The organism is Clostridium sp. UBA7791 (assembly GCF_002480755.1).
Lineage (GTDB): Bacteria > Bacillota > Clostridia > Clostridiales > Clostridiaceae > Clostridium_J > Clostridium_J sulfidigenes.
This window is the reverse complement of record NZ_DLCT01000011.1, coordinates 170396-188345: the sequence shown is the minus strand read 5'-3', so window position 1 is coordinate 188345 and position 17950 is coordinate 170396. Positions and strand designations below refer to the sequence as shown.

The 17950-nt window shown below is 31.1% G+C and carries 11 protein-coding genes; 5 read left to right on the top strand and 6 right to left on the bottom strand.

From position 1 onward, the window contains the following. Nucleotides 1-189: 189 nt before the first annotated feature. The 4 genes from B3Z56_RS14710 to B3Z56_RS14695 form a co-directional block, all read right to left on the bottom strand. Nucleotides 190-1851, bottom strand: coding sequence for a glutamine--tRNA ligase/YqeY domain fusion protein (locus B3Z56_RS14710; RefSeq protein ID WP_346879106.1), 1662 nt, complete (start codon nt 1849-1851; stop codon nt 190-192). Nucleotides 1852-2096: 245 nt separating this feature from the next. Continuing rightward, nucleotides 2097-4382 carry an RNA polymerase recycling motor HelD gene (gene helD, locus B3Z56_RS14705; protein ID WP_346848778.1) on the bottom strand — a complete coding sequence of 762 codons (2286 nt, stop codon included), beginning with the start codon at nt 4380-4382 and terminating at the stop codon, nt 2097-2099. Nucleotides 4383-4599: 217 nt separating this feature from the next. Further along, nucleotides 4600-6189 (bottom strand): hypothetical protein, encoded by a 1590-nt coding sequence (locus B3Z56_RS14700; RefSeq protein ID WP_346879105.1) that lies wholly within the window; start codon nt 6187-6189, stop codon nt 4600-4602. Then, the gene (locus tag B3Z56_RS14695) at nt 6182-6892 is read right to left on the bottom strand and encodes an ABC transporter ATP-binding protein (protein WP_346879104.1); all 711 of its coding nucleotides are present in this window, start codon (nt 6890-6892) and stop codon (nt 6182-6184) included. Before B3Z56_RS14695 ends, B3Z56_RS14700 begins: the two co-directional genes overlap by 8 nt. A 266-nt stretch (nt 6893-7158) precedes the next feature. Here B3Z56_RS14695 and B3Z56_RS14690 point away from each other — a divergent pair, with 266 nt between their 5' ends. After that, complete coding sequence (locus B3Z56_RS14690) at nt 7159-7923, top strand: SagB/ThcOx family dehydrogenase (RefSeq protein ID WP_346848775.1); 765 nt, start codon at nt 7159-7161, stop codon at nt 7921-7923. A 537-nt stretch (nt 7924-8460) separates the two neighbouring features. Further along, entirely contained in the window at nt 8461-10443 is a 1983-nt protein-coding gene (locus B3Z56_RS14685; RefSeq protein WP_346848774.1) for a sodium-translocating pyrophosphatase, read from the top strand. An 89-nt stretch (nt 10444-10532) separates the two neighbouring features. On the opposite strand, the gene B3Z56_RS14680 is transcribed toward B3Z56_RS14685, so the two are convergent. Beyond that, nucleotides 10533-11408 (bottom strand): tRNA 2-thiocytidine biosynthesis TtcA family protein, encoded by an 876-nt coding sequence (locus B3Z56_RS14680; RefSeq protein ID WP_346879103.1) that lies wholly within the window; start codon nt 11406-11408, stop codon nt 10533-10535. 285 nt (nt 11409-11693) lie between these two features. Between B3Z56_RS14680 and B3Z56_RS14675 the strand changes: the two genes are divergently transcribed. The 3 genes from B3Z56_RS14675 (at nt 11694) to B3Z56_RS14665 (ending at nt 17450) form a co-directional block, all read left to right on the top strand. Then, entirely contained in the window at nt 11694-13574 is a 1881-nt protein-coding gene (locus tag B3Z56_RS14675) for a S8 family peptidase (RefSeq protein WP_346848772.1), read from the top strand. Between the two features lie 3 nt (nt 13575-13577). Next, the gene (locus B3Z56_RS14670; RefSeq protein WP_346879102.1) at nt 13578-15446 is read left to right on the top strand and encodes a S8 family peptidase; all 1869 of its coding nucleotides are present in this window, start codon (nt 13578-13580) and stop codon (nt 15444-15446) included. Nucleotides 15447-15593: 147 nt separating this feature from the next. Then, nucleotides 15594-17450 (top strand): S8 family peptidase, encoded by a 1857-nt coding sequence (locus B3Z56_RS14665; RefSeq protein WP_346879101.1) that lies wholly within the window; start codon nt 15594-15596, stop codon nt 17448-17450. Between the two features lie 19 nt (nt 17451-17469). On the opposite strand, the gene B3Z56_RS14660 is transcribed toward B3Z56_RS14665, so the two are convergent. Next, a complete protein-coding gene (locus B3Z56_RS14660) occupies nt 17470-17790 on the bottom strand; it encodes a DUF1622 domain-containing protein (RefSeq protein WP_346848769.1) in 321 nt (106 codons plus the stop codon). Nucleotides 17791-17950: the final 160 nt, after the last annotated feature.

Below are 17950 nucleotides of genomic sequence, written 5' to 3'. Positions count from 1 at the left end.
CTTCCTCCTTTATTCTTATATACAGTTTTTATACTTGTCCATATATTATTATTAACGCCCTTATACTCTTAAAGTTTATATTAATTCCTAAAAAGTAACAGATAATTCATATATAAACAGCTTATGTATATAACATTAGACTTTATAAAAAATACTACCTCTTAATTTTAAAATTAAGAGGTAGTGTTTTTATTTTATTTTAAAAGAACTTTTTAAAGATACTATTCTGTTAAATACAGGTTTATCATCTGTAGAATATTTAAAATCCACATTAAAATATCCATGTCTAAAGAATTGGAAGCTTTCACCTAGTTTTACGCCCCTCATATTATCTTCAACATAACCTTGTAATACTTCTAAGGAATTTGGATTAACACATTCTAGAAAAGTTTTGTTTTCATCAATTTCTTCATCTTTTATTAAAGGTTCATATAATCTAAATTCTGCTGGTATAGCAGAGCTAGCATCTACCCAATGTATTGTACCCTTAACTTTTCTACCTGTAAATCCTGTTCCACTCTTAGTTTCCTTGTCATAAGTACAATGAATCTCAACAACCTTTCCAGATTCATCTTTTATAAAATCATTACACTTTATAAAGTATGCTCCCTTAAGTCTAACTTCATTTCCCGGAAATAGTCTGAAGTATTTTTTAGGTGGCTCTTCCATAAAATCTTCTTCTTCAATATATATTTCTCTAGAGAATTGTACCATTCTTTTTCCCATGGATGGGTCATCTTGATTATTTTCAATCTCTAACATTTCAACTTCACCCTCAGGGTAGTTAGTTATAACCACCTTTAAAGGCCTGATAACTCCCATGGTTCTTGGTGCTTTAGTACTTAAATCTTCTCTAATAAAATGTTCTAATAATTGTTCATCTACAGTACTATCATTTTTTGCTACCCCAATTTCTCTACAGAAGTTTCTTATAGCCTCAGGAGTATAACCACGTCTTCTTAATCCAGCTATAGTTGGCATTCTTGGATCATCCCATCCATCAGCAATACCTTCATCTACTAAAGCTTTAAGTTTTCTTTTACTCATTACTGTATTAGTAATATTTAATCTTGCAAATTCTATTTGTCTCGGAGTACTTTCCATTTCACACGCTTCTACTACCCAATCATAAAGTGGTCTATGATCCTCAAATTCTAAAGTACAGATTGAGTGAGTTATGCCTTCAATAGCATCTTCTAGGGGATGTGCAAAATCATACATTGGATATACACACCATTTATCTCCTGTATTATGATGTGCTGTATGAGATATACGATATATTATAGGATCCCTCATATTTATATTTGGAGAGCTTATATCAATTTTAGCTCTTAAAACCTTCTCACCATCCTTAAACTCACCCTTTCTCATACGATCAAACAAGTCTAAGTTTTCTTCAACGGTTCTATTTCTGTAAGGGCTTTCTTTTCCTGGTTCTTTTAAACTACCTCTATATTCTCTTATTTCATCAGGAGTTAAATCACATACAAAAGCTAATCCTTTTTTAATTAAGAGTACTGCCCTATTATACATTTCCTCAAAATAATCTGATGCAAAGTATAAATCATCCCAGTCAAATCCAAGCCATTTTATATCTTCTTTTATAGATTCAACATATTCAGTATCCTCTTTAGTAGGATTTGTATCGTCAAATCTTAAGTTTGTCTTTCCATTAAACTCATCTGCTAACTCAAAGTTTAAAACTATAGATTTTGCATGTCCTATATGTAAATATCCATTTGGTTCTGGTGGAAAACGAGTAATTATATTGTCATGTTTCTTGCTCTGTAAGTCATCCACCACTATTCTTTTAATAAAATTTGAAGATGTATTTCCTATATTTTCTCCCATAATAATCACTTCCTCTTATTATATTTTATTTAGGTTATTATCAAATAATTTAATATAATGGCATTCATATACCTTCATTATCGAAACATAATTCATATTATCAATAAATTATCTAATTATTTTGACTTACACAACCTTAAATATATCATAATTTGCACTTTTTTTCTATTATCTTTAAAATTATAGTACAATAACTTCTATTTTAAACTATAACCTATTATTCCTTATTGCAACTAGGCTTATACCTATACAAGTAAAGAAGAAAGTGATTCCTTATACATTACATATTGAAGATGTAATGCTCTAGTTAAAGCCACATATAGCAACTTTTTATCTAAGACTTCATTCCTATACATATCTTCATCACAATTATAAACAATGGTTGCGTCAAACTCTAACCCCTTGGTCATATAGCTAGGTATAAGTAAATTATCTATATCTAATTTACTTTGACTCTCTTCTATCAGTTCCCATTTATATTTGGACTCCTTCTTAAGCCTTTTATGTAATTCCTTGCATTCAGTATAGGTTTTGCAAATTATAGCTACAGTTTTTTTATTCTTACTATATATTTCTTCTAATAAAGAATCAATAACTCTTATTTCTTCATCTTCTTTAGCATTAATAACCCTAGGTTCATCTCCATGTCTTAATATAGGAAGAGCTGGTTTTATATTTAACTTTTGCTTTTCTAATACCCTGTTTGCAAACTCTATTATTTCTACTGTAGACCTATAGCTTTGGGATAAAGTTATATAAGTGGCATCTTCGCTAAATACCTTTTCTACTAAGCTTTCCCATGAGTTAATTCCTTTATAATTATAGATTCCTTGCCCTAAATCCCCAACTATAGTCATGGAGTTATTCTTCGATATTTCTTTTAATACATTAAATTGCATAAGACTATAATCTTGTGCTTCATCAATGACAGTATGAATATAATTCTCTCCTACTACTCCTTCTAACTTCAATTGTAAGTATGTTAATGCCGTTAAATCATCGCAGTCTATATTTTTAGTGGCAATATTATTATTTATTTCATCTCTCATATAGTCAGCTAACTTTTTAGGTAAGCAATTATCTGTTACAGATGAAAATGCTTCTTCATCATTATATAGATTTATATAACTATCTACTACACTTATCTTCTTCCAACTACCAAAGAACTCCTTTAATGCCTTACTCCCTTTAGTTTTTAGTCCTGCTATAAGCTCATCTCGTTCATCATAGGTTTTAATTATCTCTTTTCTCTTATCTTCCTCTGATATGTCTTTTCTATCCTTTATATCTTTTATCTTAAAAAAGTATATATTTTCTATCTTTTCTTTAATTTCTTCTATTCGGTTTTTCAACTTACCTTTAAAGTATTTATTTATTTCATCTTTTCTTTTGTTAATAGGTAAATTTTCTAAATCCTTTATATATAGTCTTTTTATTTCCTTTGCTGAAAATAAAATGTATTCATCTACTAATATATCCTCTACTTCAGAACTCTTTCTTTCTAAATATTTTATAAACCTATCCATAATGGTTTTATAGGTCATTGTCCCTTTTATCTTGCTAGATGCAGTAATGTATTTAATTTCTTCCTCATCCTTACATTCCATTATATGTGCAAGCTTTTTATCCTTAGTTATTATTTTATATTTAATGTTTAAAATTGCACTGCAAAGTTCCTCAAAGGTTGACTGTTTTACATTACTAACTCCTAAGTTTGGTAATATATCTGATATATAGTCTAAAAATAATTGGTTTGGTGCAACTACTAGTATGTTTCTATTGTTCATTTCATCTCCATAGGTATACACTAGGTAGGCTAATCTATGTAATGCTACAGTAGTCTTTCCTGACCCTGCGGAACCTTGAATAATTATTGGTTTATTTTTATAGGCTCTAATAATTTCATTTTGTTCCCTCTGAATTGTATTTACTACATCCTTAAGCTTTTTACTCATATTTTCTTCTAGATTTATCTTTAAAAACTCATCTACTAGTTCTTCTCCATCTTCTGATACTGGAACTATTAACTCATTTACTCCCTCATCAAAGATATTTACTATTTTTCCATCTTTAACTTGGAATTTCCTTTTTAATAATAGGTCTCCTTGAATTTCTCCCATGGGGGCAGTATAAGATGCTGCTCCAAAAGTTCCACTATAATATAAATTGGCAAGAGGTGCTCTCCAATCAATGACAACCTCTTCGTTTTTAACTTCATCTATAAGTCCAAACTTACCAATATAAAAGCTTTCTACATCTCTTATCTTTTCCTTGAAATCAATTCTTGCAAAGTATGGATTATCTTTACTTTCATTATACTTATGCAAATCTTTATTTGCGAAGTCTTGAATATTTTGGGCTAAAATTAGCTCTGTACTAAAAGTACCCCTTGAAGATTTTTTAAGAGTTGCTACTTTCTTTTCATACTCTTCACACTTTTTCTCAGTGTTTAAAAGTTGTTCTTCTATCCATTCCTTAGTACTACTGAATTTCATTTCTTCCTTCAAAGTCTCTTCTCTATTAATTGTCATTGTTTTTCACCTCTCACTTCTTATATTTTTGAAAAAATATAGAGGAAAAACCCCTTGGATTCTCCCTCTTTGCTTATAATGTAATATTTTTTGCATTAATCGTATAATTTTCTAAGAGCTTATCATATCATAATGAAATATTTCTTTGTTTATGAGTTGCCTATATATTATACATTAAATTTTTACAAATTCATAGAAGTTTTTAAATATTTGTTATCTATTTAAGTTTAAATGTCTTAGGTGCTAATTTATAAACTAATATTAATGCTATAATCATATATATTACAGTGAATATGATTACTCCTATACTAAACATATAGGAAGAGCTATCAATTCCTGAACACATATAACAAACTACATACATTACTGTATTAATTCCTCTGAATAGTGGACTTTTAACCTCTAAGTTAGCAGTATATGGCTGAATTATATAATATATGGCTAAATGATGTATAGAAAAAAAGCAAGCCAAGGCTATTATACTTAAAAATAAATAACTTAATTCTAATATTGCCTTAGGGTCTCCAGATGCTATTAGTATGAAAATTATACAACAGCAAATTACTAAAGCAGGAAGAATATTAAAAACAACTACCCTTTTTAACCTAGATTTAAAATTAGAAAATATAGCTTCTCTTTGTCTATAGTATCCATATCTAAGTAAGCTTATATCACAATTAAAAAACATAGCCTTACAAATTCTTTCTGTAGTAGATAAAAAGTACATTACAAATATCCAACTAGAAGTTTTATTCTTGAAAAAATCTATAATACCCCCTTTATCACTTGGTTTCCACAATACAAATCCAATGGCAACTATTGTTACTATAAGGCTTCCTATAATTATATATTTTGAAGACTTTGATAAAAGTTTTTTGTATCTTTTGAAAAATATAGCATTAAGATATTCATAGCCTTGCTTATTTTCATAGATATTGGAATTCAAGTCTTCTACTTTTATCTTCTTCTCGTTTATTTCTACATCTTTAAACTGAACATCTTTTACTAATTTCTGTTTCTCTAAAATATTATCCTTAGTGCATATAATTTTACTAATATCCTTAAACCTTTTGTATTTAAAGATATATCTAAGAGATAAAACTGACAATAAAAATAATAGGATAATAATCCTGTAATCATATATCCACCTATGAAGTCCTATATTAACATGAAAAAATAAAGGAACATAGGCTAGTAAAGGACAAATAATCACCAATGTCCCAATAAATATATCCATATTTGATATCATCTTGTTAAACCTACTAAATACAAATAAATGTATAAACTCCCATATGAACCTAATGAGTATAAACTCAAAGGTCAAAATTAATCCCTTTACTGGAGAAAACAGTACCATCATCACGGGAGTAAAATGTATAAAAGCTAAAATTCTGGTATAAACCATTTCACTTATAAAGTACTTTTTAGCATCCACCCTCATTAATCTTATCATGTTGAAAGGTTTTTCATCTCGTGATATTAAAGTAGTATTTATAATGGGTCCTAGAATAAAGCTTAAAATAAAAAATATTTGAAGAGCTACTTCCTGTAAATTTCCGCTTTCCTTTGAGAGGTACAGAGCAGGAAGTGCTATCATCACACCAATATAAACAGCTTTTTTAATAAAGCCAAATAAAAAAGACATTATTTCAAATATAATTCCAAGAGTAATTTTAGCCTTTGTTTTACTGTAAAGACTCTCTGGAACTTTCTTACCTATTAGCGGAATCCTCTTGATGAAATATATGAATGTATTTGCACCTTGTGCAAAGGAGAATTTGTATGTATTAGTAAAAGTTCTAATCATAATTGTCCTCCTTTAAAATTTCCATGATGCTTTCCTCAAACTTTCCACTTTTTATAAGTTCACTTGGAACTTGCTCTAATATTCCATGATTAAGAACTACAATTTCATCACATAAATCCATGGCAAGTTGTAGTATATGGGTTGAAAATATAATTATATGCTCACTCTTTATTTCCTTTAATAAATTTTTAATTTCTAGCGCCACAATTACATCAAAAGAACTTAGTGGTTCATCTAATAAAATTACAGGTGGTCTACTTATTAAAAAGCATAGCATCTGGAGCTTGTTCTTCATTCCGTGAGAATAAGTTTTAATTAATCTATGACTATCAGCCTTAGATATTTTTATAATATTTAAATATTCCTCTACGGTCTTAATGTCATTAATCTTTTCCTTATTTATATCTATATAGAATTTAACAAACTCATAACCTGTTAAAAACTCTGGTAATACTGGATCTGCAAAAACAAATCCTATATTAGAATAATCTAACTCTCCTTCATTACCCAATCCATTCTCTAAGATGACCTCCCCTGAATCTTTGCTTAGCTCTCCACTTATACAATTAAATAAAGTAGTTTTACCTGCACCATTTCTTCCTAATAGGCCATATATCTTTCCTTTTTCAAAGGTAAAAGATGCTCCTTTTAACACCACTTTATTTTCAAAACTTTTTTGTATATCCTTTAATATTAACTCCACTTTTCTCCCCCTAATCTTCTCAAGCCCGCATGGGCAGAACAACTATTTAACTATATAAATATTTATATAGGAAAATTTTTTCATATATCCTATTAACTATTAAATCACATATTTTACAAATTATCTATTTAAAATTGTAGGTTATTATGAAATAATAGGATAAAGGTTATTCTTATATTATAATTTTCTAAGTAATAACTTAGAATCAAGAATAAATGTTAACTAAGCTCGTTTATGAACATTTTACTTTTAAGGAGTTGTATTAAATGGAGAATTTAGAGAAATTTCGAAACTTTATGAAATCTAGCTTTTCAACAGAAGAGGATGAAGGGGAATATGAGTTATCTGATCAACAAAAAAAATTACCTCAACCACCTTTACAAAAACCATATGATGAAAATGATAAAACTATAGACTTGCCTGAGGTAACAGATAAAATTTTAGTTAGATCTAATATCCTAGACATTATAAATCAAAGGGAAAGTCATCGTAAATTTACTGATGATAATCTAAGCTTAGAGGAGCTATCCTTTCTTCTTTGGTGTACACAAGGTGTAAAAAAAGTTACTGCTAATAACTATGCAACCCTTAGAACCGTACCTTCTGGTGGTGCTCGTCATCCCTTTGAGACATACTTAGTAATAAATCACATTAAGGGCATTAAGAAGGGCTTATACAGATACCTTCCCTTACGCCATAAATTACTTCTTATATTAGAAGATTCTACTTTATCATCTCAACTTTCTGATATAGCTTGTGAACAAACCTTTGTTGGCGATAGTGCCGTAACCTTTATATGGAGTTGTATTCCCTATAGAGGCGAATGGAGATATCTAGATGCTGCCCATAAAGTTATGCTACTTGATGCAGGTCATGTATGTCAAAACCTTTATCTTGCTTGCCAAGCCATAGATTGTGGTACCTGTGCTGTAGGAGCCTATGACCAAAAGCTTATAGATAAATTTCTTGGATTAGATGGCGAAAATGAGTTTGTAGTTTATGTAGCTCCCGTTGGTAAAGTAAGTAAATAGTTCAAAAATAGTATACCATATTTAACAAAATCTAAAGGATAGCTTAAGTAAAATTTAAGGTGTCCTTTTTATATAAATCAACCATAATTATTAATCATAATTGACATTTATAAGGTGGCATTAATACTTTCTTTCTACATATAAAATGTATCACAATTTAGTATATTGAAATAATTCTATATTTTCTTTTAATATATTCAAAGATATTTAAATAAAATTCAACTTATATTTGACATAAAATTATTATGATGATAACATTTATTAGTACTAATAAGATTTAAACTGTATTTAAATACATATTTATTATGAAATATTAATTAATTCAGCTTATCTCTCTAGGATCATTATTCACATGAATTTATATATTAATTACCCATTTTAATTTAAAATGGCTAATTTTTCTGCTTGATATATCATAATATTTTTTGTATCATATACAAGGTTAATACATAGGACAAATCCAATTGAGGTATAGGTTAAACCCTTCACTTCAATTGTTAAATAAAATTAAATAAGAATATATAGGGGGACTTTATTATGAACAATCTTATCTATGTTTGTATAGTTGCTGGATTGCTTGCTTTAATCTCTGCCTTTTTACTACTATCAAAAATTAATAAAAGTAGTGAAGGTACAGATAGAATGAAAGAAATCGCTTCAGCTATCAGTGAAGGTGCTACTGCTTTCTTAAAGGCAGAGTACAAAGTATTAATCATTTTCTGTGCTATTATTTTTGTATTAATTGGTGTAGGAATAGGTAGCTGGGTTACAGCTGTTTGCTTCTTAGTTGGAGCATTATTCTCAACTCTAGCAGGTTATGTTGGTATGCATACAGCTACTAAAGCCAATGTAAGAACTGCTGAAGGTGCTAGAACATCTGGTATGAGTAAAGCACTTTCAATTGCATTCTCTGGTGGAGCTGTTATGGGTCTGTGTGTTGTAGGTCTTGGACTACTAGGAGTAAGTGTAGTTTACTTTTTTACAAATAATATAGAAGTACTTACTGGATTTAGTTTAGGAGCTTCTACTCTAGCTCTTTTTGGACGTGTTGGTGGTGGAATATATACTAAGGCTGCTGACGTTGGAGCTGACCTTGTTGGTAAGGTTGAAGCTGGTATACCTGAAGATGATCCACGTAACCCAGCAGTAATCGCTGATAACGTTGGTGATAACGTTGGTGATGTTGCTGGTATGGGTGCAGACTTATTTGAATCATACGTTGGTTCTATCATATCTGCTATTACACTAGGTGTAGTTGCTTTTGGATTAAAGGGAGCTATTTTCCCACTTATAATATCTGCAGCAGGAATTTTCTGTTCTATAATAGGTATTGTGCTTGTAAATAATAGCAAAAGCCAAAATCCACATAAAGCTTTAAATAGTGGAACTTACTTAGCTAGTATATTAGTTGTTATATCTTCTGCTGTACTTAGTAAAAAATTCTTTGGAGATTTCTTACCATTCTTCGCAATAATTTCTGGAATTATAGTTGGTTTATTAATTGGTAAGTTAACAGAAGTATACACTTCAAGTGATTATAGATCAGTTAAGAAAATTGCTGAACAATCTGAAACTGGTTCTGCAACAACAATAATATCTGGACTTGCTGTTGGAATGGAATCTACAGCTCTACCTATAATATTAATTGCTATTGCTATACTAGTTGCTTATTCATTCTCTGGATTATACGGTATTGCTCTTGCAGCTGTTGGAATGTTATCAACTACTGGTATTACTGTAGCAGTTGATGCTTATGGTCCAATTGCTGACAATGCTGGTGGTATTGCAGAAATGTCAGGACTTGATTCATCAGTTCGTAAGATTACAGATAAATTAGACTCTGTAGGTAACACTACAGCTGCTATGGGTAAAGGCTTTGCTATTGGTTCTGCAGCTCTTACTGCATTAGCATTATTCGCTTCTTACTCTCAAGCTGTTGGATTAACTACTATCGATTGTTTAAATCCTAAAGTAATTGTTGGATTATTAGTTGGAGGTATGCTTCCATTCTTATTCTCAGCATTTACAATGGAATCAGTTGGTAAAACAGCTAATAAAATGATTGTTGAAGTTCGTAATCAATTTAAAACTATTCCTGGTATTTTAGAAGGTACAGGAAAACCTGACTATAAAAGATGCGTTGAAATTTCAACAGCTGCAGCATTAAAAGAAATGATGCTTCCTGGAGTTATGGCTGTAGCTTCACCATTAGTAATTGGTATATTACTTGGTACTGAAGCTTTAGGTGGACTTTTAGTAGGATCTCTTGTTTCTGGAGTTATGCTTGCTATCTTCATGTCTAACTCTGGTGGTGCATGGGATAACGCTAAGAAATACATTGAAGAAGGTACTCACGGTGGTAAAGGCAGCGATGCTCATAAAGCTGCTGTTGTTGGAGATACTGTTGGAGATCCATTCAAGGATACATCAGGTCCATCAATCAACATATTAATAAAACTTATGACAATTGTTTCTTTAGTTTTTGCTTCACTATTTGTTTCAATAGGTGGACTTTTATAGAAATCTAATTATAAGTTAAAATATTAAACCTCTTATTCTAGAATTATAATTCTAGAATAAGAGGTTTTTTCAATTAAATATCTTGATTTCTAATCTAAAAATTCTCCATCATATTCTTCTAAGAAAGAATGTTTTTGTCCATCCTTTTGCCAACCTAAAATTGCATCCATATTTACATTTTCAGCAGCCTTAAATATAGATTTATCAACATCTTTAAAATTCTTTTTCATTTCTTTTATCATATCCTTTATTTCATGTCTCTTGTTACCAATCTTCTTTGCTGCGACCATGCATGCACAGTTAAGAGGCCATATACCACTGCTTTGTATAAAGTTTTCTATATAACTTTCCTCAACATAATAAAGAGGACGTATAAGCTCTAATCCTTTAAAGTTGGTTGCTTTAAGTTTGGGAAGCATAGTTTTAAAAGTTCCTCCATAAAGCACATTAAGCATTGTAGTTTCAATAACATCATTAAAGTGATGTCCTAATGCTAGCTTATTGCATCCAAGCCTTTCAGCTTCAGAATATAATGCACCCCTTCTCATCCTAGCACACATATAACAAGGATAATCCTTTGCTATCTCATCTATAATGTCAAATATTTTTGAATCAAAGGTATGTATTGGTATATTTAAATAATTACAATTATCCAATAAAAGCTCTTTAATCTGTGGATGATATCCTGGGTCCATAGCAATAAATTCTAATTCAAAATTTACTTGCCCATGACGTTTTAACTCTTGAAATAACTTAGCCATTATTATACTATCCTTACCTCCAGATATTCCAACAGCTATCTTATCTCCTTCTTCTACTAATTTGTATTCTCTAATAGCCTTAATAAATTTAGACCATACTGATTTTCTATATTTTTTAATTAAACTTCTTTCTATTTCTTCTAATGGCTTTCTTTCATTAAAAGGGACTAATATTTCACAACCTTCTCCTGCTACATCACTCATTTATTTCACCTCGTATATTTTTTAATATATGTACTTTACATATTTCTAATATTAAGTTTATACTTTTACACTATAAACTTACTTTGATATTATAGCACCTTTATAAATTTTTGTCTTGGTACTTCAATTAAATTAAATACCTATGTCTAGGTATAATACAAATATTAGTCAGCTTAAATTTTCATTTTATAAATACATTTTTTTAAATATTAAACTTGTAACTACTTTTAATACTATAGAATACTATAAATAGATAAACAATTTTTAGGAGCTGTAAGTTTATTAATGGGTAACATAAATATGTATAGGCAGGCTAACCCATGTAAAGACGCCTACCTTAGTGAAGATTATATAAGTCTATTTGTTCAATATGATAGAGATCTTGTTAGTGAACTTAATGACATAGAATACGCCTGTGCTTTTAGAGTATCTGATATAGACTATATTGTGTCTGTAAGAACTATTAATTATGATGATTTTATCCGCAACTTTAAGGATAAATTCACCATAGATGTTAGTTTTCCTTATACTTTATCAGCTGTACAACCAATAGATGCTGCTAATATAACACAATTTCATGGAGAAACATTTTTAAATCTTACAGGAAAAGGTACAATAGCTACAATTATAGATACTGGAATAGATTATTTAAACCCTCAATTTCAATATCCTGATGGTACTACAAGAATTGTGGCAATATGGGATCAAACCATTGAAAGTAATGTAGCTAATAATGACCCTATAGCCTTTTTTGGCACTATTTATAGTCGTGAAGATATCAATAGAGCTATTCAGACATCTATTCAAGGTGGAAATCCATATGACATAGTTCCTTCAAGAGATGAGTTAGGTCATGGCACAAATATGGCTGGTTTAGTTGGGGCAAGAGGATTGAATGGCGTAATAGGTGGGGCTCCTGACTGTGAATTTCTAATTATAAAGCTTAAAGAAGCTAAAACTAGCAATCTTAAGTTGGTAGGAGTTAATAATAGAAGAAGTACTCCAATTTTTGAAGGTATCGATATTTATCTTGCCACAAGATTTACTATAAATTATAATGATGTAAACTTATTAAAACCTATGAGTATTTTATTATCTACTGGAACAAATTGGGGTGGTCATGAAGGTTTAACTTCCATAGAGCAGGACATCGATTTTTTTTCAACTAGAAAGGGTCTCGTGTTCGTAACTAATACTGGAAATCAAGGTGCTAGTTTAACTCACGTCTCTGGTAGGTTTTTAAAAAGCAACTCTCTAGAGATTATAGAGTTTATTGTAGGCTTAAATGAGGATAACTTAGTTCTTATGCTCTGGATTCAAAGGCCAGATAAAATATCTATAGCTATAATTTCTCCTAGTGGAGAAATCGCCGAACCAGTACAACCTGAACTAGTAGGTACAGAGTTTGAACAAGTTAACCTAATCCTTGAAAGCAGTGTAATTAATATAGCCTTTACAAGTGCTGAATTTGCTAGTGGAAATGAATCTGTATATATAACTATAACGAATCCTAAAGATGGACTTTGGCAACTACGGCTTAAGGGAGACTATATAGTTAATGGTGTCTACAATATGTGGCTACCTCAAAGACCTCTTATACAGTTAACTACCAGGGTAATTAATCCTAGCCCTTATACTACATTGCAAGCCCCAGCCAACGCAAGAAAATCTATAACAACATCCTTCTACGATCAAAATAATAACACCATAGCTGTAGAATCTGGTAGAGGATTTACTGCTGACAATAGAATTAAGCCTAATTTAACTACTGGTGGTGTTATGGCCTTAACCACTGGACTTAATAATGAAACCATTTTACTTACAGGAGGTTCAGTAGCTGGTGCAGTACTCTGTGGTGCTACTCTTCTTCTGCTAGAGTGGGGAATTGTCCTTGGAAATGACCCTAATATATATGGACCTACTGTTATTTCTTATTTCACCAGAGGTACTAGCAAAAGATCAGGTGATATATATCCTAATCCTCAATGGGGATATGGAATGTTAAATCTTCAGGGCTCCTTTGAAAATCTTAGATCATCTTCCCTGGTTAGAAATTCTAATAAATTCATTACCCCAGGAGAAAATCACCTTCCATTTAACTTTTCTATAAGAATTTCCAAACAATTATATAGAAAAATAGATGAGCTATATAAGGAGGATGTGTAATTTATGGATATTAAGAATTTAAGAGAAACAGCCCCACAAGTAGATATTCCATTACAATACAGTAGATTTACAGTTTACTATAGTGGAGATATAACTAGTGCTACTTCTTCCATTCCTCAAATCAACGTTGTAGTACTAACTCCATATATAGCAGCTATATTTGTAGAGCCTGGATATGAAAATTTACTTATAACTATACCTAATATTAATATAATTGAACCTTTCAATTACTATATACTTACACAACTATCACCCTTAGAAACTTCTAACATAATTCAATTCACCGAAGGCAACCCAATAGATTTAACTGGAACTGATGTAATTGTGGGTACCATAGATACGGGCATCGATTATTTAAATGTAGAATTTACTAGAGAAGACGGTACCTCTAGAATATTATCTATTTGGGATCAAACAGATAATACTGGAACGGCACCATCTGGAATTAATTATGGCAGTGTATATTCACAAGAACAGATAAATGCAGCTATTAAATTAAATAGGGAGGGTGGTAATCCTTATTCCATAGTTCCAATGATAGACACTAATGGACATGGAACTCAATGTGCAGGTATAATTGGAGCTAGAGGTTATGGTGAAATTAAGGGCGCAGCACCTAATTGTGATTTTATAGTAGTTAAACTACTACCGACAAGAGAGTTAACAACTTCAATAGACCCGTCACTACCTACCATTCCAATTTATCGTAGTCCTGATATATCTACAGCTATGCTTTATCTCTTACAGCAACGTTATATATACCAAAAACCCATGGTAATATTTTTACCTATAAGTAGTAATCAAGGTGCTCACAATGGTACCAGTACTCTTGAAGAGCTCATTGACTACTACTCTTTTTCCTCTAATGTCTCCTTTGCCGTAGGCACTGGTAACCAGGGCAATTCAGAAACTCACGCCTCTGGTTACATTAATAACACTGGTGAAACTTCATCTGTTGAATTTTCTGTAGACCCAAATCAAAACGATTTAAATATATCTATATGGTGCACGTATCCAGATAAAATATCTTTGGGGCTAACATCTCCTAGTGGGCAAGTAATTTCTAGAGTTCCTGTAAAAATTGGTCTAACTACAACTCTTAATTTTTTATATGAAAATACCACTACTAGATTAATTTACTATTTCCCTGAAATTATATCTGGAAATCAGCTAATCTTCTTGTCATTTTCTAATATTGCCGCTGGTATATGGACTATAAATCTGTTCGGTGATTATATAGTAAATGGATCTTTTAACGTTTGGCTTGATCAAAGGCCTTTATCCAAGCCTGGTACAGCACTACTAAATCCTGATAATTTTACAACCCTTACCATACCTTCTACGAGTAATCTAGCTATTACTACTGCATTTTATAATCAAAATACCAATACTATAGGTTCAAATTCTGGAGTTGGATTCACCGCAAACAATAAAATAAAACCTGATTTAACCTGTGGTGGAATAAACGTATCAACTACAGGCTTAAACAATACTATCACAACTATTTCAGGTTCCAGTGCAGCCACAGCAGTATTAGCTGGTGCTATAACCCTATTTTACCAATGGGCTGTAACTGATGGAAATATTCCTATATTGTCTTCTGAAAGTATAAAAACTTTTTTAATTAGGGGAACTAGAAAAAGACCTAATGAAGCATATCCCAATGAATTTTGGGGTTATGGTATTCTCGATATGCGAGGAGTCTTTGATGCTATTAGGGGGATTTATGCTCAACAGGATCAACTTGCCCCCCCTATAGTTATAGAACCTAGGCCTGTTAGTCTTTCAAGATACTGTTATGATAATATAGAAACATATCTGCCTTATGATTTATTTAGAAGACTAAACTATACCAAGGAGTTTTTATTTTAATTGTAACTACTTTATATTGTTTAGATTAATATAGATAGATAAACATTTTTAGGAGATGTAATGTTATTTCTTATTAATTTCTCAATAATAGTTCCTAATCAATCATATAGAAGAATAGATGAGTTATATAAGGAGGATGTGTAATTTATGAATCTTAAGGATTTAAGGGAAACAACTCCACAAGTAGATATTCCATTACAATATAGCAGATATATAGTTTACTATAGTGGAGATATAATTAGTGCTACTGCTTCTATTCCTCAAATCAGCGTTGTAATACTAACTCCATATATGGCAGCTGTATTTATAGCTCCTGGATATGAAGATTTACTTATAACTATACCTACTATTAATATAATTGAACCTCCCAACGACTATATACTTACACAATTATCGCCTTTACAAACCTCTAATATAACCCAATTTACTGAAGGTAATCCTATAGATTTAACTGGCACTGGGGTAATTGTAGGTACCATAGATACAGGTATAGATTATTTAAATGTAGAGTTTACTAGAGAAGACGGTACCTCTAGAATATTATCCATTTGGGATCAAACTGACAATAATGGAACTGCCCCACCTGGAATTAATTATGGTAGCGTATATTCACAAGAACAAATAAATGCAGCTATTAACTTAAATAGGGAGGGTGGTGATCCCTATTCCATAGTTCCAAGGATAGACACTAATGGGCATGGAACTCAGTGTGCAGGTATAATTGGAGCTAGAGGTTACGGTGAAATTAAAGGTGCAGCACCTAACTGTGATTTTATAGTAGTTAAGCTAAGGTCTATAAGAGAGTTAACAGATATAACAGATCCGTCACTACCTGGCATTCCAATTTATCGTAATACTGATATGGCTACAGCTATGCTTTATCTCTTACAACAACGTTATATATACCAAAAACCCATGGTAATATTTTTACCACTTAGTAGTAATCTAGGAGCTCATGATGGCACTAGTGCTCTTGAAGAGCTCATTGACTACTACTCTTTTTCTTCTACCGTCTCCTTTGCCATAGGCACTGGTAACCAGGGCAACTCTGAAACTCACACCTCTGGTTACATTAATAATACTGGTGAAACTTCATCTGTTGAATTTTCTGTAGACCCAAATCAAAATGATTTAAATATAGCCCTATGGTGTGCCTATCCAGATAAAATATCTTTAGGGATAACTTCTCCTAGTGGTCAAGTAATTTCTAGGGTTCCTGTGAAAATTGGTCTAACTACAACCCTTAATTTTTTATATGAAAATACCACTACTAGATTAGTTTACTATTTCCCTGAAATTATATCTGGCAATCAGCTAATCTTCTTGTCATTTTCTAATATTGCCGCTGGTATATGGACTATAAATTTGTTCGGTGATTATATAGTAAACGGTTCTTATAACGTTTGGATTGATCAAAGGCCTTTATCTAAGCCTGGTACAGCACTACTAAATCCTAATAATTTTACAACCCTTACCATACCTTCTACTAGTAATCTAGCTATTACTACTGCATTTTATAATCAAAATACCAATACTCTAGGCTCAAATTCTGGAGTTGGATTCACATCAAATAATAAAATCAAACCTGATTTAACCTGCGGTGGTATAAATGTATTAACTACAGGATTAAACAATACCATCACAACTATTTCAGGTTCCAGTGCAGCCACAGCCGTATTAGCTGGTGCTATAACCCTATTTTATCAATGGGGTATAACTGATGGAAATATTCCTGTATTGTCTTCTGAAAGTATAAAAACTTTTTTAATTAGAGGAACTAGAAAAAGACCTAATGAGGCCTATCCTAATGAATTTTGGGGTTATGGTATTCTTGATATGGTTGGAGTGTTTGATGCTATTAGGGGTATTTACGCTCAACAAGATCAAATGGCATCCCCTATAGTTATAGAACCTAGGCCTGTTAGTCCTTCAAGATACTTTGATGATAATGTAGAAACTTTTCTACCAGTAAGTCTATTGAGTAGATTAAAGTATAATGAGTAGGCTCAAATTAATAAAATAATTAGTGTCCATCACTTTTTATTTCCCAGTGAATAACAAAGGTTAGTATAGCTCTAAGTAATATTATTGCAGCTAATATGTACATCTCATCAAAATTTCTTACTATTACAGTTTTTAAAATCTCTGCAGCCAATTTAAACTCAAGTGCAAGTGCTAATGCTTGTGCAAAATCTACCTTTATAGAACAATTAATTGGTTTAAATAAGCTTAGAATATATCTATAAAATGCCTTCATTCCAGCTACTAGAATTACTGTAGTTCCCATTAATTCTAACAATGAAATAACTCTAGGTATTATTATGGCCGTAATAATATGTTCCAATGTTAAAAACCCCCTTATGAATTTACTATTACTTGTATATTATTATATTTATAGTGACTTGTCCATTTATTAATAACTAGTTATGTAACTGTTTGCTATTAACTTGAAAATTTTAGCCCTAGACTCATATAGATTTCTCTATATAGGTCTAGAGCTATTT